Consider the following 17,777-nt stretch of genomic DNA (forward strand, 5'->3'; position numbering starts at 1 on the left):
CGGCCGTACCGGCCGCGTTGGATCTAAAGGAATCGTTTTTTGCAGCAGCTAAGGCAGGCAATAAAACTTGAATTTGTACGGGTGCCGGGAGCCTCTGACGGGCGCAGGCGTCGTCGGACGCTGCTGCGAGGCTCCGGACTGGCTGCGGATCCCTGTAAGGGAATATTGCAGGCCCGTTTAGGGCGGCATTATAGGGAATTTTTCCCCGCCGTGGTGGGGCGAATCCGCGCATGGGGCGGTCAGGAGGGCGGCTTTTTCGGTCGGAGCGAGAGTTTATGGGGCTTTGGCGGCAGAAGATTTTTTTTCGCAAAAATCTCGCGTTTGCGGGTTTGTTCAAAAAACGAACAAAAAAACCGTGTTTTCACTATATGTTGTGTTTTGCAAGCCCTTTCGGCATCGGAAAACACAACTGAGCCCGGCCGAAGCCGGGCTGGAATCGACGTTCAGCGCATCGCTGAACGGGCCGGTGCGGTGCAGTCCCGGTCAGCCGTTGGAGCAACCGTTGCCCATGACGCTGTAACGCAGGATATGGCGCTGGCCCTTGGAGTCGTCGTATTCCATTTTCATCGGCACCACTTCACACACATTCGGCACTTCGCTCATGGACACCACTTTGGCGATGTCCAGGTGGGTGGAGTAAGTGTATTCCTCGATCACCGGTTGTTGCTGCGCGACATCAGTCGGGACCTCGTCTGCCATGGCGGTTGCGCACAGACTGCTGAGGGCCAGAACCAATAAAGCTTTCATTTCAAAGTTACCTTCTTGAGGTCGAGTGGGGGCACGCAACCTTTTTGGGGTTGCGTGTGGAACTTCATTGCTTGGGTTACTTGAAGCGGAGCGTGATTAACGGCCTTCGTGGGGGCTGTAACGTTGTTAATCGCTTTGCCTTGTCGGCGAGGCAGATTCTAGGGAGGCGGGGTGGGGGTAAACAGAGCGGGTTTTGATAAACACCTTTGGCAGATTTCGTAACAATCGCCCGATATCGTGTAAGCGGAGGCTTACCGCGGAGGTGGACCGCTTGGAATACCCAGTCGCCGGAATCGCCGGCAGGCCAGATCCCACAAGGGCTGCGGTTAACTGGGCGGGCTCGGTTATGGCGTGCTTCGGGATTGTCTGGATGTTTTGTAGGGGCTTGTTACTACCATCGTCGAATGGTTCTATACGGGCGCCCCGGCTACAACAGGGTCATACAAAAACAACTATTACACCGAGGTAGGAAAGATGAGTGCGGCTTCCCTGTATCCCGTTCGCCCTGAAGTTGCGGCCAATACGCTGACCGACGAGGCAACCTACAAAGCCATGTATCAGCAGTCGGTCGTCAACCCGGACGGCTTCTGGCGCGAACAGGCCAAGCGCCTCGACTGGATCAAACCTTTCACCGCGGTGAAGCAGACGTCGTTCGACGACCATCACGTCGACATCAAGTGGTTCGCCGACGGCACCCTGAACGTTTCCTACAACTGCCTCGACCGTCATCTGGCCGAGCGCGGCGATCAGATCGCGATCATCTGGGAGGGCGACGACCCTTCCGAAAGCCGCAACATCACCTACCGCGAACTGCACGAACAAGTCTGCAAGTTCGCCAACGCCCTGCGCGGCCAGGATGTGCACCGCGGTGACGTGGTCACCATCTACATGCCGATGATCCCTGAAGCCGTGGTCGCCATGCTGGCCTGCACCCGGATCGGCGCGATCCACTCGGTGGTGTTCGGCGGCTTCTCGCCGGAAGCCCTGGCCGGGCGCATCATCGACTGCCGCTCCAAAGTGGTGATCACCGCCGACGAAGGCATCCGCGCCGGCAAGAAGATCCCGCTCAAGGCCAACGTCGACGACGCGCTGACCAACCCGGAAACCAGCAGCATCCAGAAAGTCATCGTGTGCAAGCGCACCGCCGGCGACATCAAGTGGAACCAGCACCGCGACATCTGGTACGAAGACCTGATGAAAGTGGCCGGCACCGTGTGCGCACCCAAAGAGATGGGCGCCGAAGAGGCGCTGTTCATCCTTTACACCTCCGGCTCCACCGGCAAGCCGAAGGGCGTGCAGCACACCACCGGCGGTTACCTGCTGTATGCGGCCATGACCCACGAGCGCGTGTTCGACTACCGTCCGGGGGAAATCTACTGGTGCACCGCCGACGTGGGCTGGGTCACCGGGCACTCCTATATCGTCTACGGCCCGCTGGCCAACGGCGCGACCACGCTGCTGTTCGAAGGCGTGCCGAACTACCCGGACATCACCCGGGTGGCGAAGATCGTCGACAAGCACAAGGTCAACATCCTCTACACCGCACCGACCGCGATCCGCGCCATGATGGCGTCCGGCACGGCGGCCGTCGAAGGGGCGGACGGCAGCAGCCTGCGCCTGCTCGGTTCGGTGGGCGAGCCGATCAACCCGGAAGCCTGGGACTGGTACTACAAGAACGTCGGCCAGTCCCGCTGCCCGATCGTCGACACCTGGTGGCAGACCGAGACCGGCGGCAACATGATGAGCCCGCTGCCGGGCGCCCACGCCCTCAAGCCGGGTTCGGCGGCGCGTCCGTTCTTCGGTGTGGTGCCGGCGCTGGTGGACAACCTGGGCAACATCATCGAGGGCGAGGCCGAGGGCAACCTGGTGATCCTCGATTCGTGGCCGGGCCAGGCGCGCACCCTGTACGGCGATCACGACCGTTTCGTCGACACCTACTTCAAGACCTTCCGCGGCATGTATTTCACCGGTGACGGCGCCCGTCGCGACGCCGACGGCTACTACTGGATCACCGGGCGGGTGGACGACGTGCTCAACGTGTCCGGCCACCGCATGGGCACCGCCGAGATCGAAAGCGCGATGGTCGCCCACCCGAAAGTCGCCGAAGCGGCGGTGGTCGGGGTGCCGCACGACATCAAGGGGCAGGGCATCTATGTCTACGTCACCCTGAAGAACGGCGAGGAGCCGACCGAGCAACTGCGCCTGGAACTGAAGAACTGGGTGCGCAAGGAAATCGGCCCGATCGCTTCGCCGGACGTGATCCAGTGGGCGCCGGGGCTGCCGAAGACCCGTTCGGGCAAGATCATGCGCCGGATCCTGCGCAAGATCGCCACCGCGGAGTACGAAGGGCTGGGTGACATCTCGACCCTGGCGGACCCAAGCGTGGTGCAGCACCTGATCGATACCCACAAGACCATGAATGTCGCGTAAGCGGCGGGTCTGACGTGCTGAAAAGCCCCGTCCGGCGCATGCCGGGCGGGGCTTTTTTCTGTCTGCGGATTCTCGGGCGGGAGGGTTGGCGTCATCGCTGGCAAGCCAGCTCCCACAGGGATTTGCATGGAAACCGATATCCCTAACCCGCCACGAAACCTTGTGGGAGCTGGCTTGCCAGCGATGGCAATCGGTCAGGCAAGTGAAGAATCTGCGAAAACTCCCCAACCAATAATTATCGGTTTCCCCCGTCAGACGCTTCCCGCTGTTACCGGCCCGTCTTCAAGTTACTGAATGTGTAACCGCCCGCTCCGCAACGGGGCAATGGGAAACGCCGCGCCCGGTTTCAGGGCCTCAAAATGCCCTGCGCAAAATTAGACGGAACGCTGCGCTTGCCGGATTAGAAGGGTTTGCGAATAATAGGCCCGCAATTTGCAACATAGATCGGTTCACTGTCTTTTGCTCTTGCATGAAATTGCGGAGCTGTCAATCTGCTCGGGCGGGTTTCTCGGTGCATCTGTAATTAGTTGTCGCATTGAAGAAATATCGGCTTCGGGCCTGTCGCTAGAATGCCGATCACTCGCTCGTCGTGGCTCGTGTTTAAACCCCAGGCGTTTTCGCCGGGAAACGTCCGACCGATGCAGCGCCGCTTTCCGATCCACCCATTCGCATATTGGGCTGTCGCTCACTCTGCCGTTTTTGCCCTTTACCGATGGAGTCCCAAGATGAAGAAACTTGTGCTGCTTGGCGCCCTGGCACTGTCCGTGCTGTCCCTGCCATCGTTCGCTGACGAAAAGCCTCTGAAGATCGGTATCGAAGCGGCCTACCCTCCATTCGCCTCCAAGGCCCCGGACGGCAGCATCGTCGGTTTCGACTACGACATCGGCAACGCCCTGTGCGAAGAGATGAAGGTTAAGTGCCAGTGGGTCGAGCAAGAGTTCGACGGCCTGATCCCGGCCCTGAAGGTGCGCAAGATCGACGCGATCCTGTCGTCCATGTCGATCACCGAAGACCGCAAGAAATCCGTGGACTTCACCAACAAGTACTACAACACCCCGGCCCGACTGGTCATGAAGGAAGGCACCGCTGTCAGCGACGGCCTGACCGAGCTCAAGGGCAAGAACATCGGCGTGCAGCGCGGCTCGATCCACGAGCGCTTCGCCCGTGAGATCCTGGCCCCGCTGGGTGCCGAGATCAAGCCGTACGGCTCGCAGAACGAAATCTACCTCGACGTGGCCGCCGGTCGCCTCGACGGCACCGTGGCAGACGCTACCCTGTTGAATGACGGCTTCCTGAAGACCGACGCCGGCAAGGGCTTCGCGTTCGTCGGCCCGCAGTTCACCGACGAGAAGTATTTCGGCGACGGCGTCGGCATCGCCGTGCGCAAGGGCGACGCGCTCAAGGACAAGATCAACACTGCCATCGCGGCCATCCGCGAGAACGGCAAGTACAAGCAAATCCAGGACAAGTACTTCGACTTCGACATTTACGGCAAGTAAGTTCGTCGCACGATCCGTCCGAAATGGCGCAAGCAACAGAATCTCTGCGGTTTGCGCCATTTTTTCATCCCAACTTTCGAGGACCTGAATCATGTTGAAAGGCTACGGGGCTGTCATCCTCGACGGCGCATGGCTGACGCTTCAGCTCGCCTTGTCGTCCATGGCCCTGGCGATCGTTCTCGGTCTGATCGGTGTCGCGCTGCGGCTGTCGCCGGTGCGCTGGCTGGCGTGGCTGGGCGACCTGTACGCCACGGTGATCCGCGGAGTGCCCGACCTGGTGCTGATCCTGCTGATTTTCTACGGCGGCCAGGACATGCTCAACCGCGTGGCGCCGATGCTCGGCTACGACGAATACATCGACCTGAACCCGCTGGCCGCCGGCATCGGCACCCTCGGCTTCATCTTCGGTGCGTACCTCTCGGAAACCTTCCGTGGCGCGTTCATGGCCATTCCCAAGGGGCAGGCCGAAGCGGGCATGGCCTACGGCATGAGCGGTGTGCAGGTGTTCTTCCGGGTGATGGTGCCGCAGATGATCCGCCTGGCGATCCCGGGCTTCACCAACAACTGGCTGGTGTTGACCAAGGCCACCGCGCTGATTTCCGTGGTCGGCCTGCAAGACATGATGTTCAAGGCCAAGCAGGCGGCCGACGCCACCCGCGAGCCTTTCACCTTCTTCCTGGCAGTGGCGGCGATGTACCTGGTGATCACCAGCGTCTCGTTGCTGGCGCTGCGTCACCTCGAGAAGCGCTACTCGGTAGGCGTAAGGGCGGCTGAGCTATGATCTTCGACTACAACGTCATCTGGGAGTCGCTGCCGCTGTACCTCGGCGGGCTGGTGACCACCCTCAAACTGCTCGCGCTGTCGCTGCTGTTCGGCCTGCTCGCGGCGCTGCCGCTGGGCCTGATGCGCGTCTCGAAGAACCCGGTGGTCAACATGACGGCCTGGCTCTACACCTACGTGATCCGCGGCACGCCGATGCTGGTGCAGCTGTTCCTGATCTACTACGGCCTGGCCCAGTTCGAGGCCGTGCGCGAAAGCTTCCTGTGGCCGTGGCTGTCCAGCGCGACGTTCTGCGCATGCCTGGCCTTCGCGATCAACACCAGCGCCTACACCGCCGAAATCATCGCCGGCAGCCTCAAGGCCACGCCGCACGGCGAGATCGAAGCGGCCAAGGCCGTGGGCATGTCGCGCTTCAAGATGTACAAGCGCATCCTGCTGCCGTCGGCCCTGCGCCGGGCGCTGCCGCAGTACAGCAACGAAGTGATCATGATGCTGCAGACCACCAGCCTGGCGTCCATCGTGACCCTGATCGACATCACCGGCGCGGCCCGCACCGTCAACGCGCAGTTCTATCTGCCGTTCGAGGCGTACATCACCGCCGGCGTGTTCTACCTGTGCCTGACCTTCATCCTGGTGCGCCTGTTCAAGCTGGCCGAGCGCCGCTGGCTGAGCTACCTGGCCCCGCGGAAGCACTGACATGGAACGCATCGACCACGTATTGCCGTGGAGCCACCTGGGCAGCGAGCGCCGGATTTCGGTGTTCCGCTTCGGAGGCGGGGAGCGCAAGGCCTACATCCAGGCCAGCCTGCACGCCGACGAACTGCCGGGCATGCGTACCGCCTGGGAACTGAAGAAGCGCCTCGGCGAGCTCGAAGCCCAAGGCCTGCTCAACGGCGTCATCGAACTGGTGCCGGTGGCCAACCCGCTGGGTCTTGGCCAATTGCTGCAAGGCAATCACCAGGGCCGGTTCGAGGCGGGCAGCGGCAAGAACTTCAACCGCGACTTCGTCGAGTTGAGCGCACCGGTCGCAGCGGCGCTGGGCGAACGCCTGGGCGATGATCCGCACGCCAACGTCCGGCTGATCCGTCAGGCGATGGCCGATCACCTGGCGGCGTTGCCCGAGGCGAGCAGCCAACTGCAAGGCATGCAGCGCGTGCTGCTCAGCCACGCCTGCACCGCTGACGTGGTGCTGGACCTGCACTGCGACGCCGAAGCCGCGCTGCACCTGTACGCGTTGCCGCAGCACTGGCCGCAGTGGCGTTCGCTGGCCGCGCACCTGAACGTTAAAGTGGGATTGCTGGCGGAAGACTCCGGCGGCAGCTCCTTCGACGAAGCCTGCTCGCTGCCGTGGCTGCGCCTGTCGCGCCAGTTCCCGGAGGCGTCGATTCCCCTGGCCTGCCTGGCGACCACCGTCGAGCTGGGCGGCCAGGCCGACACCGGCCGGGCGCAGGCCGAGGACTGGGCCGAAGGTATCTTGGCGTTCCTCGCCGAGCAGGGCCTGATCGGCGGCGAGTGGCCGAAGCCGGCGCACGAGCCTTGCGAAGGCATGCCGTTCGAGGGCACTGAGTTGCTGTTCGCGCCGCACCCCGGTGTGGTGAGCTTTTTGCGCAGGCCCGGCGAATGGGTCGAGGCCGGCGATGAGATTTTTGAAGTGATCGACCCTGTGTCCGATCGGGTCAGCACGGTGTGTGCTGGTACGTCCGGGGTGCTGTTTGCCATTGAACGGCTGCGATATGCCCAACCCGGTTTCTGGCTGGCCAAGGTGGCGGGGCGCGAAGCGCTGCGTCACGGGCGCTTGCTCAACGACTGACTGACTGTTTTTGTGAGAACCGACCGCATGTACAAACTTGAAGTCCAAGACCTGCATAAACGCTACGGCAGTCACGAAGTGCTCAAGGGCGTGTCCCTGAAGGCGGCAGCCGGCGATGTGATCAGCATCATCGGCTCCAGTGGCTCCGGCAAAAGCACTTTCCTGCGCTGCATCAACCTGCTCGAGCAGCCGCACGCGGGCAAGATCCTGCTCAACAACGAAGAGCTCAAGCTGGTGGCGAACAAGGACGGCGCGCTGAAGGCGGCCGACCCGAAACAGCTGCAGCGCATGCGCTCGCGCCTGTCGATGGTGTTCCAGCACTTCAACCTGTGGTCGCACATGACCGCGCTGGAAAACATCATGGAAGCGCCGGTGCATGTGCTGGGCGTGTCCAAGGCCGAGGCCCGCGAGAAGGCCGAGCACTACCTGAACAAGGTGGGCGTGGCCCATCGCAAGGACGCCTTCCCGGGGCACATGTCCGGTGGCGAGCAGCAGCGTGTGGCGATCGCCCGTGCGCTGGCGATGGAGCCGGAAGTGATGCTGTTCGACGAGCCGACCTCGGCCCTCGACCCGGAACTGGTGGGCGATGTGCTCAAGGTCATGCAGTCCCTGGCCCAGGAAGGCCGCACCATGGTGGTGGTGACCCACGAAATGGGCTTTGCCCGTGAAGTGTCGAACCAGCTGGTGTTCCTGCACAAAGGCCTGGTGGAAGAGAGCGGCAACCCGCGCGAAGTGCTGGTCAACCCGCAGTCGGAACGTCTGCAGCAATTCCTCTCGGGCAGCCTCAAGTAAACGCTCCCTTTATGCACCACGTTAGTGCATGCTTCGCAGCCTGGATGCTGGCTCATTTCCCCTGCGGAAGCGAGCCTGCCCGCGAAAGCGGCAGGTCAGTCATTCTCATCGTTGACTGACCCAACCCTTTCGCGAGCGGGTTCGCTCCCACACTGGATCTATGTCGGGTTCAGGATTACGGGCTAGCATTGGCCCATGCCTTCAATACTGTTACCTCGTTTCGGATTGCCCGCCCATGACTGCCCATCGAATTGGTTTCCTGATTTGGCCCAGCACTAAAGCTCTGACGCTGGCGCTGGCGGAGGAAGCCTTGCGTGTCGCTCAGCGGGTGCATCCGGAGGTGGTCTACGAGTTGTCGTTCTTGCAGGCCGAACCGCCGAGCGAGAGCGGCTGGCAACTGCCTGGCGAACCCTGGTCCGGCAAGCTGGAGAACTTCCAGAAACTGTTCCTGCTCGCCGACGAGCCGCCGGCCGCCCTGGCGCCGAACCTCACCAGCGCGCTCAAGCAACTGGTGCGCGCCGGTTGCGTGATCGGCGGGCTGTCCGCCGGCGTGTACCCGTTGGCGCAACTGGGGCTGCTCGACGGCTACCGTGCCGCCGTGCACTGGCGCTGGCAGGACGATTTCGCCGAGCGCTTCCCCAAGGTCATCGCCACCAGCCATCTGTTCGACTGGGACCGCGACCGTCTCACGGCCTGCGGCGGCATGTCGGTGCTCGACCTGCTGCTGGCGGTGCTGGCCCGTGACCACGGCGCTGAACTGGCCGGCGCGGTCTCCGAGGAACTGGTGGTCGAGCGCATCCGCGAAGGGGGCGAGCGTCAGCGCATTCCGCTGCAGAACCGCCTGGGCTCCAGCCATCCGAAGCTCACCCAGGCGGTGCTGCTGATGGAAGCCAACATCGAAGAGCCGCTGACCACCGACGAAATCGCCCAGCACGTGTGCGTGTCCCGCCGGCAGCTGGAGCGGATCTTCAAGCAGTACCTCAACCGTGTGCCGAGCCAGTACTACCTGGAGCTGCGCCTGAACAAGGCCCGGCAGATGCTGATGCAGACCAGCAAGTCGATCATCCAGATCGGCCTGTCCTGCGGTTTCTCCTCGGGGCCGCATTTCTCCAGCGCCTACCGCAACTTCTTCGGCGCCACGCCGCGGGAAGACCGCAACCAGCGGCGCAGCAGCAGCCCGTTCGAGCTGTCCTCGGTGCCGCCGGAGCGCGGTTGATCCGCGCTTGAGGGCGCTTGCTCTTCGGTTCCGCAGGCCCCGCTGTCCGTAATCTCCCCTCCGTTTGTTCGATGATGGCTTGCGCGCCGAAATCGACCGCTGCCGTTCGGAAACAAGCCGACAGCACCGCATGCTCTCCTGCGCAAGCGGATTGCCGCGCAACTCAATGATTTGGGCGATTTCCATGGGCAATTCCAGAATATCCGGGGGGGCATTTCGGTGATGGCATTGTCGGTCGGATGATGGCAACAGGGTGGGGGTTCATCGCAGGGCGAGCCGTGCTGATTGATGGGCGGACAGCAGACTCCATCGGTGAGCGCCATGTGCGGTACATATGTACCGCACACGGAAAAACGGCATCGGATACAAAGTGACAGGTCTGCCGCAAACCCCGGTCGCCAGTTAAACTGCGCCTTTGCGACCCTATTTGTCGCATTGCCGTAAACCCGGGAAAAACCGGGGTTTGCGCTATAAGAAGTTGTCGCTTGGCGACAAGGCCGGGCTGAGAACTGTCCTTACAATCCCCCCATCTCCCGCCAGTTTCAGGCGGGTGTTCCTCATCAGGAGACTCCGATGTCCGTTGAGCACGCTGCGGTACAACGCGCCGATTTCGACCAGGTAATGGTTCCCAACTATGCGCCTGCCGCTTTCATTCCGGTGCGTGGCGAAGGCTCCCGCGTCTGGGACCAGACCGGCCGCGAGCTGATCGACTTCGCCGGCGGGATTGCCGTCAACGTGCTGGGCCATGCGCATCCGGCGCTGGTCGGCGCCCTGACCGAGCAGGCGAACAAGCTGTGGCACGTGTCCAACGTGTTCACCAACGAGCCGGCCCTGCGCCTGGCGCACAAGCTGATCGACGCCACCTTCGCCGAGCGTGTGTTCTTCTGCAACTCCGGCGCCGAAGCCAACGAGGCCGCGTTCAAGCTGGCCCGCCGCGTGGCGTTCGACCGTTTCGGCAGCGAGAAGTACGAAATCATCGCCGCGCTGAACAGCTTCCACGGCCGCACCCTGTTCACCGTGAACGTCGGCGGCCAGTCGAAGTACTCCGACGGTTTCGGTCCGAAGATCACCGGCATCACCCACGTGCCGTACAACGACCTGGCGGCCCTGAAGGCTGCCGTTTCCGACAAGACCTGCGCCGTGGTGCTGGAACCGATCCAGGGCGAGGGCGGCGTGCTGCCGGCCGAGCTGGCGTACCTGCAAGGCGCCCGCGAGCTGTGCGATGCGCACAACGCGCTGCTGGTGTTCGACGAAGTGCAGACCGGCATGGGCCGCACCGGCAAACTGTTCGCCTACCAGCATTTCGGCGTGACCCCGGACATCCTCACCAGCGCCAAGAGCCTGGGCGGCGGTTTCCCGATCGCGGCGATGCTGACCACCGAAGCGCTGGCCAAGCACCTGGTCGTCGGCACCCACGGCACCACCTACGGCGGCAACCCGCTGGCGTGCGCGGTGGCCGAGGCAGTGGTCGACGTGATCAACACCCCTGAAGTGCTCAACGGCGTCAACGCCAAGCACGACAAGTTCAAGACCCGCCTGGAGCAGATCGGCCAGAAGTACGGCCTGTTCACCCAGGTGCGCGGTCTGGGCCTGCTGATCGGCTGCGTGCTGAGCGATGCCTGGAAAGGCAAGGCCAAGGACGTGTTCAACGCCGCCGAGCGTGAAGGCCTGATGATCCTGCAGGCCGGCCCGGACGTGATCCGTTTCGCGCCGAGCCTGGTGATCGACGACGCCGACATCGATCAGGGCCTGGAGCGCTTCGAGCGCGCCGTGGCCAAGCTGACGCAAGCCTGATTGACCCTCCGGCGCCTGACCGCTCAGGCGCCGGACCCGATTTTCGTTTCGCACCGACACATACTGTGGGAGCCAGCCCGCTGGCGATGAGGGCCTGACAGCCAACATCACTGTTGCCTGAAAGGACGCAATCGCCGGCAGTCTGGCTCCCACAATCGACTCTGGGTCGACCCGGGGACGGTGCGGAATTTTTCACCTGTGATTTTCATGAGAGAAAGGAGTGACACCATGCTGGTGATGCGCCCTGCGCAAATGGCTGACCTGGGCGAGGTACAGCGTCTGGCTGCGGACAGCCCGATCGGTGTCACTTCGTTGCCGGACGACGTGGAGCGCCTGAGCGACAAGATCGCCGCCAGCGAGGCGTCGTTCTCCGCCGAGGTCAGCTTCAACGGCGAGGAAAGCTACTTCTTCGTCCTTGAGGACACCGTCGCCGGCAAGCTGGTCGGCTGCTCGGCCATCGTCGCCTCGGCCGGCTACTCCGAACCGTTCTACAGCTTTCGCAACGAGACCTTCGTGCACGCTTCCCGCGAGCTGAAGATCCACAACAAGATCCACGTGCTTTCGCAGTGCCACGATCTCACCGGCAACAGCCTGCTGACCAGTTTCTACGTGCAGCGCGACCTGGTGGGCTCGCCGTGGGCCGAGCTCAACTCCCGTGGCCGCCTGCTGTTCGTCGCCAGCCATCCTGAGCGTTTCGCCGACTCGGTGGTGACCGAGATCGTCGGCTACAGCGACGAGAACGGCGACTCGCCGTTCTGGGACGCCATCGGCCGCAACTTCTTCGACCTCAACTACGCCGAGGCCGAGCGCCTGTGCGGCCTCAAGAGCCGCACCTTCCTGGCCGAGCTGATGCCGCACTACCCGATCTACGTGCCGCTGCTGCCGGACTCCGCCCAGGAGGCGATGGGCCAGGTGCACCCGCGTGCGCAGATCACCTTCGACATCCTGATGCGCGAAGGCTTCGAGACCGATCATTACATCGACATTTTCGACGGCGGCCCGACCCTGCACGCCCGCGTCTCGGGGATCCGCTCGATCGCCCAGAGCCGCGTCGTGCCGGTGAAGATCGGCGAGCCGGTCAAGGGCGCAGGGCGCCAGTACCTGGTGGCCAACGCGCAGTTGCAGGATTACCGCGCCGTTCTGCTGGAGCTGGACTACGCGCCCGGCAAACCGGTGACCCTGGACCTGGAAGCGGCCGAAGCCCTGGGCGTCGGCGAGGGCGCCAGCGTGCGCCTGGTGGCGGTTTAACGCCTTAGCGAGTTTCACGGGTGGCGTTGGCGGCCCGTTTGAGGAGATAGCATGATCGTTCGTCCCGTACGCAGCAGCGATTTACCCGCTCTGATCGACCTGGCCCGCAGCACCGGCACCGGCCTGACCACCTTGCCGGCCAACGAAGAGCGCCTGACCCACCGGGTCGGCTGGGCCGAGAAGACCTTTCGCGGCGAAGCCGGCCGCGGCGATGCGGACTACCTGTTCGTGCTCGAAGACGACAACGGCCGCGTGGTGGGGATCTCCGCCATCGCCGGCGCCGTCGGCCTGCGTGAGCCGTGGTACAACTTCCGGGTCGGCCTGACCGTCAGCGCCTCCCAGGAGCTGAACATCTACCGCGAGATCCCGACCCTGTTCCTGGCCAACGACCTGACCGGCAACTCCGAGCTGTGCTCGCTGTTCCTGCACGCCGACTACCGCACCGGCCTCAACGGCCGCATGCTGTCCAAGGCGCGGATGCTGTTCATCGCCGAGTTTCCGCAGCTGTTCGGCAACAAGATCATCGCCGAGATGCGCGGCGTCTCCGACGAGGCGGGCCGTTCGCCGTTCTGGGAGAGCCTGGGCCGGCATTTCTTCAAGATGGAATTCAGCCAGGCCGATTACCTGACCGGCGTCGGCAACAAGGCGTTCATCGCCGAGCTGATGCCCAAGTTCCCGCTGTACACCTGCTTCCTGTCCGAAGACGCACGTGCCGTGATCGGCCAGGTGCACCCGGACACCGAGCCTGCGCTGGCGATGCTCAAGGGCGAAGGCTTCAGCTATCAGGGCTACGTCGACATCTTCGACGCCGGCCCCGCCATCGAGTGCGAAACCGGCAAGATCCGCGCGGTGCGCGACAGCCAGGCGCTGGTGTTGGCGGTGGGCACGCCGGGCGACGACGCCACGCCGTTCATCATCCATAACCGCAAGCGCGAGGACTGCCGGATCACTGCAGCCCCGGCGCGTCTGGCCGCCGGCACCCTGGTGGTCGATCCGCTGACCGCCAAACGCCTTCAACTCAATGCCGGCGATCAGGTGCGCGCCGTTCCGTTGTCCGCAGCCCGGGAGTCGAAACAATGAATTCGCTATACATCGCAGGTCAGTGGCTGGCCGGCCAGGGGGATGCGTTCGAGTCGCTGAACCCGGTGACCCAGCAAGTGCTGTGGTCAGGCCAGGGCGCAACCGCCGCCCAGGTCGATTCGGCGGTGCACGCCGCGCGCCAGGCATTTCCGGCCTGGGCCAAGCGTTCTCTGCAGGAGCGCATCGGCGTGCTCGAAGCATTCGCCGCCACTCTGAAGAGCCACAGCGACGAGCTGGCCCGCGCCATCGGCGAGGAAACCGGTAAGCCGCTCTGGGAAGCGGCGACCGAAGTCACCAGCATGGTCAACAAGATCGCGATCTCGGTGCAGAGCTACCGTGAACGCACCGGTGAGAAGAGCGGCCCGCTGGGCGACGCCACCGCCGTGCTGCGCCACAAGCCCCACGGTGTGGTGGCGGTGTTCGGTCCGTACAACTTCCCTGGCCACCTGCCGAACGGGCACATCGTGCCGGCGTTGCTGGCCGGCAACAGCGTGCTGTTCAAGCCGAGCGAGCTGACGCCGAAGGTCGCCGAGCTCACGGTCAAGTGCTGGATCGAGGCCGGTCTGCCGGCCGGTGTGCTGAACCTGCTGCAAGGCGCCCGCGAAACCGGCATCGCCCTGGCGGCCAATCCAGGCATCGACGGCCTGTTCTTCACCGGCTCCAGCCGCACCGGCAATCACCTGCACCAGCAGTTCGCCGGGCGCCCGGACAAGATCCTCGCCCTGGAGATGGGCGGCAACAACCCGTTGGTGGTGGATCAGGTCGCCGATCTCGACGCAGCGGTCTACACGATCATTCAGTCGGCGTTCATTTCCGCCGGCCAGCGCTGCACCTGCGCCCGCCGTCTGCTGGTGCCGCAAGGCGCCTGGGGCGACAGCCTGTTGGCGCGCCTGGTGGCGGTGACGTCGACCATCGAGGTCGGCGCGTTCGACCGCCAGCCGGCGCCGTTCATGGGCTCGGTGATTTCCCTGGGCGCGGCCAAGGCCCTGATGGATGCCCAGGCGCATCTTTTGGCCAACGGTGCGGTGCCGCTGCTGGAAATGACCCAACCGCAGGCGCAGTCGGCCTTGCTGACGCCAGGCATCCTGGATGTGACCGCTGTGGCCGGGCGTCCGGACGAAGAACTGTTCGGCCCGCTGCTGCAAGTGATCCGCTACGCCGATTTCGACGCGGCCATCGCCGAAGCCAACGACACCGCCTACGGTCTGGCTGCCGGCCTGCTGTCGGATTCCGAGGCGCGTTACCAGCAGTTCTGGCTGCAAAGCCGTGCCGGCATCGTCAACTGGAACAAGCAACTGACCGGCGCCGCCAGCAGCGCACCGTTCGGCGGCGTCGGCGCGTCGGGCAACCACCGCGCCAGCGCCTACTACGCGGCGGACTACTGCGCCTACCCGGTGGCCTCGCTCGAAACCCCGGACCTGGTGCTGCCGGCGGCCCTGACGCCGGGCGTGAAGATGGCGTGATGCCCATCGCCGGCAGGCCGGCTGGCTCCCACGGGATCGATGCAGGGCACATAGGTGCAAACACCTGCCGACCTGTGGGAGCGGGCTTGCCCGCGAAAGCCGCGCCGCAGTCTCAAAGAACCGTTACGCAAGCCTATAACAACAGATTCTCGTGGAGCCTCGCTGATGAAATCCTGTGAAGTCAATTTTGACGGTCTAGTGGGGCCGACCCACAACTACGGTGGCCTGTCCTACGGCAACGTCGCCTCCCAAAGCAACAGTCAGCAGTCCTCCAATCCGAAGGAAGCCGCGCTGCAGGGTCTGGCGAAAATGAAGGCGCTGATGGACATGGGCTTTGTCCAGGGCGTGCTGGCGCCGCAGGAGCGTCCGGACGTGGCTGCCTTGCGCCGTCTGGGCTTCGGCGGCACCGATGCCCAGGTGATCGAGCGCGCCGCCAAGGAAGCGATGCCGCTGCTGGTCGCCAGCTGCTCGGCGTCGAGCATGTGGGTGGCCAACGCCGCCACGGTCAGCCCGAGCGCCGACACCGCCGACGGCCGCGTGCATTTCACCGCCGCCAACCTCAACTGCAAGTACCACCGCAGCATCGAACACCCGACCACCAGCCGCGTGCTGGGGGCGATGTTCGCCGATCAGCAGCACTTCGCCCATCACGCCGCGTTGCCGGCGGTGGCGCAGTTCGGCGACGAAGGCGCGGCCAACCACACCCGTTTCTGCCGTGAGTACGGCGAGGCCGGCGTCGAGTTCTTCGTGTTCGGCCGCAGCGCGTTCGACACCCGTTATCCGGCGCCGCAGAAGTACCCGGCGCGCCAGACCCTCGAAGCGTCCCAGGCGGTCGCCCGCCTGCACGGCCTGCGTGACGACGGCGTGGTCTACGCCCAGCAGAACCCGGCGGTGATCGATCAGGGCGTGTTCCACAATGACGTGATCGCGGTGGGCAACGGCGAGGTGCTGTTCTATCACGAGGACGCGTTCCTGGAGACCGAACAGATGCTGGCCGAGCTGCAAACCAAGCTCGCCAAGGTCGGCGGCAAGTTCCAGTCGATCTGCGTGCCGCGTTCGGCGGTCACCGTGGATGACGCGGTGCGCTCCTACCTGTTCAACAGCCAGTTGCTGTCGCGCCCTGACGGCTCGATGCTGCTGATCGTGCCGGAAGAGTGCCGCGGCAACGAGCGCGTCTGGAACTACCTGCAAAGCCTGACCGGCTCCGGCGGCCCGGTTCGCGAGGTCAAGGTCTTCGACCTGAAGCAAAGCATGCAGAACGGCGGCGGCCCCGCTTGCCTGAGGCTGCGTGTCGCACTCAACGAAACCGAACTGGCGGCGGTCAATCCAGGGGTTATCATGACGGCACCGTTGTACGGTTCGTTGACCGCATGGGTTGAAAAGCACTACCGCGACCGCCTGACCGAAAACGATCTGGCGGATCCGCAATTGCTGCTTGAATGCCGGACGGCACTGGATGAACTGACGCAAATCCTTAAACTGGGCGCGGTTTATCCATTCCAGATCAATTGATGGCCGGTGCGCCGCCTTCGCGCGGCGCACGGCTTCATCTCCCAAGAGAGCGTAAACATGAGTGATTCCCTGCAGCTGATCCTTGAAGACACCGACGGCACGCAACTGCAAACCTCCTGCACCCGCGTCGCGGTCATGTGGCAAGGCAAGGAGCTGTGGATCCAGCAGGACGGCCGCGGCCAACTGCTGATCGGCGTCGACGTCGAAGAAGACGACGAAGAGTACGCCAACCTGCTGCTGCGCCCGTTGGCGACTAATCTGGTAAGTCTGCAACTGGAAATGGAACCGGCCGACCTCGGTGGCGAGGAACATGTGCACGGCCCGGATTGCAACCACGACCACTAAGGAAACCGCTCTATGCTCGCCCTCGGCAAACTGCTTGAACTGACCCTCGCCGGCCGCGAACCGGCGGAGAAGACTCAACTGACTGTCGAAGGCGTGCGCATGCGCTGGTTGAGCGAGGGCGCGCTGGAAGTGCGGCCGCCCGAAGCGCGCGACAATGGCCTGGACCTGCTGCTGTCTGCAGGGATCCACGGCAACGAGACCGCGCCGATCGAATTGCTCGACCGCCTGTTGCATGACATCGCCCGCGGCGACCTGAAGCCGCGCGCACGCATTCTGTTCCTGTTCGGCAACCCGGAAGCGATCCGCAAGGGCGAGCGCTTCATCGAGCAGGACGTCAACCGGCTGTTCAACGGCCGTCACGAACAAAGCAGCGGCTGCGAAGCCTTGCGTGCCTGTGAGCTGGAGCGCCTTGCGGCGAGTTTCTTCAACCTGCCGGACCGTCAGCGCCTGCACTACGACCTGCACACCGCGATCCGCGGTTCGAAGATCGAGCAGTTTGCCCTGTACCCGTGGAAGGAAGGGCGCCAGCATTCCCGGCGCGAGTTGGCCCGTCTGCGGGCGGCGGGCATGGAAGCGGTGCTGCTGCAGAACAAGCCGTCGATCGTGTTCAGCTCGTACACCTACGACAAGCTCGGCGCCGAGTCCTTCACCCTCGAGCTGGGCAAGGCCCGGCCGTTCGGGCAGAACGCCGGGGTCAACGTGTCGCTGCTGGAAAACCGCCTGAAGCAGATCATCGAAGGCAACGAGCCCGAACAGGCGCAAGAAGGCCTGGACGGCCTGCAGCTGTTCAGCGTGGCCCGGGAAATCATCAAGCACAGCGACGCCTTCCGCCTGAACCTGCCGGCGGACATCGAGAACTTTTCGGAATTGGACATGGGGTATGTGCTGGCCGAAGACCTGGCCAATACCCGCTGGATCATCGAAGAGCAGGGCGCGCGGATCATCTTCCCCAACCCCAAGGTCAAGAACGGCCTGCGCGCCGGCATCCTGATCGTGCCGACCACGGACGATCAACTGGCCTGATCACGCCGCACGAACCCTGCAGGCTTCCTTCACTGAAT

At 63.8% G+C, this 17,777-nt stretch carries 15 protein-coding genes; 14 read left to right on the forward strand and 1 reads right to left on the reverse strand.

The window, feature by feature from the left end:
* Positions 1 to 483: 483 nt before the first annotated feature.
* A complete protein-coding gene (locus CAG29_RS05330) occupies positions 484 to 747 on the reverse strand; it encodes a DUF2790 domain-containing protein (protein WP_085578243.1) in 264 nt (87 codons plus the stop codon).
* Positions 748 to 1,221: 474 nt separating this feature from the next.
* On the opposite strand from CAG29_RS05330, the gene acs reads away from it, so the two are divergent.
* The 14 genes from acs (at position 1,222) to astE (ending at position 17,739) form a co-directional block, all read left to right on the forward strand.
* Positions 1,222 to 3,177 carry an acetate--CoA ligase gene (gene acs, locus CAG29_RS05335; RefSeq protein ID WP_085578242.1) on the forward strand — a complete coding sequence of 652 codons (1,956 nt, stop codon included), beginning with the start codon at positions 1,222 to 1,224 and terminating at the stop codon, positions 3,175 to 3,177.
* A 725-nt stretch (positions 3,178 to 3,902) separates the two neighbouring features.
* On the forward strand, positions 3,903 to 4,676 hold the full coding sequence (locus CAG29_RS05340) for an ABC transporter substrate-binding protein (RefSeq protein ID WP_085656019.1): 774 nt from the start codon (positions 3,903 to 3,905) through the stop codon (positions 4,674 to 4,676).
* Positions 4,677 to 4,767: 91 nt separating this feature from the next.
* Entirely contained in the window at positions 4,768 to 5,457 is a 690-nt protein-coding gene (locus CAG29_RS05345; protein ID WP_085636661.1) for an ABC transporter permease, read from the forward strand.
* The gene (locus tag CAG29_RS05350; protein WP_085578239.1) at positions 5,454 to 6,152 is read left to right on the forward strand and encodes an ABC transporter permease; all 699 of its coding nucleotides are present in this window, start codon (positions 5,454 to 5,456) and stop codon (positions 6,150 to 6,152) included. Before CAG29_RS05345 ends, CAG29_RS05350 begins: the two co-directional genes overlap by 4 nt.
* A gap of 1 nt (position 6,153) precedes the next feature.
* Entirely contained in the window at positions 6,154 to 7,266 is a 1,113-nt protein-coding gene (locus CAG29_RS05355) for a M14 family metallopeptidase (protein WP_085578238.1), read from the forward strand.
* A gap of 27 nt (positions 7,267 to 7,293) precedes the next feature.
* Positions 7,294 to 8,058 carry an ABC transporter ATP-binding protein gene (locus tag CAG29_RS05360; protein ID WP_085578237.1) on the forward strand — a complete coding sequence of 255 codons (765 nt, stop codon included), beginning with the start codon at positions 7,294 to 7,296 and terminating at the stop codon, positions 8,056 to 8,058.
* Between the two features lie 235 nt (positions 8,059 to 8,293).
* Positions 8,294 to 9,274 carry a transcriptional regulator ArgR gene (argR, locus tag CAG29_RS05365; RefSeq protein WP_085636663.1) on the forward strand — a complete coding sequence of 327 codons (981 nt, stop codon included), beginning with the start codon at positions 8,294 to 8,296 and terminating at the stop codon, positions 9,272 to 9,274.
* A 573-nt stretch (positions 9,275 to 9,847) separates the two neighbouring features.
* The gene (locus CAG29_RS05370; protein WP_085578235.1) at positions 9,848 to 11,068 is read left to right on the forward strand and encodes an aspartate aminotransferase family protein; all 1,221 of its coding nucleotides are present in this window, start codon (positions 9,848 to 9,850) and stop codon (positions 11,066 to 11,068) included.
* Between the two features lie 228 nt (positions 11,069 to 11,296).
* A complete protein-coding gene (aruF, locus tag CAG29_RS05375) occupies positions 11,297 to 12,316 on the forward strand; it encodes an arginine/ornithine succinyltransferase subunit alpha (protein WP_085578234.1) in 1,020 nt (339 codons plus the stop codon).
* Positions 12,317 to 12,367: 51 nt separating this feature from the next.
* Complete coding sequence (astA, locus tag CAG29_RS05380) at positions 12,368 to 13,396, forward strand: arginine N-succinyltransferase (protein WP_085578233.1); 1,029 nt, start codon at positions 12,368 to 12,370, stop codon at positions 13,394 to 13,396.
* Positions 13,393 to 14,859, forward strand: a complete 1,467-nt coding sequence (gene astD, locus CAG29_RS05385) for a succinylglutamate-semialdehyde dehydrogenase (RefSeq protein ID WP_085578232.1) — start codon at positions 13,393 to 13,395, stop codon at positions 14,857 to 14,859. The genes astA and astD overlap by 4 nt, the downstream gene beginning before the upstream one ends.
* Before the next feature lie 165 nt (positions 14,860 to 15,024).
* Positions 15,025 to 16,371: an N-succinylarginine dihydrolase gene (astB, locus tag CAG29_RS05390; RefSeq protein WP_085578231.1), complete on the forward strand. Its 1,347-nt coding sequence runs from the start codon at positions 15,025 to 15,027 to the stop codon at positions 16,369 to 16,371.
* Positions 16,372 to 16,428: 57 nt separating this feature from the next.
* Positions 16,429 to 16,716, forward strand: a complete 288-nt coding sequence (locus tag CAG29_RS05395) for a topoisomerase II (protein WP_085578230.1) — start codon at positions 16,429 to 16,431, stop codon at positions 16,714 to 16,716.
* A gap of 12 nt (positions 16,717 to 16,728) precedes the next feature.
* Positions 16,729 to 17,739 carry a succinylglutamate desuccinylase gene (gene astE / locus CAG29_RS05400; protein ID WP_085578229.1) on the forward strand — a complete coding sequence of 337 codons (1,011 nt, stop codon included), beginning with the start codon at positions 16,729 to 16,731 and terminating at the stop codon, positions 17,737 to 17,739.
* Positions 17,740 to 17,777: the final 38 nt, after the last annotated feature.

The organism is Pseudomonas sp. B7(2017) (assembly GCF_002112745.1).
GTDB classification, from domain to species: Bacteria; Pseudomonadota; Gammaproteobacteria; order Pseudomonadales; family Pseudomonadaceae; genus Aquipseudomonas; species Aquipseudomonas ekonensis.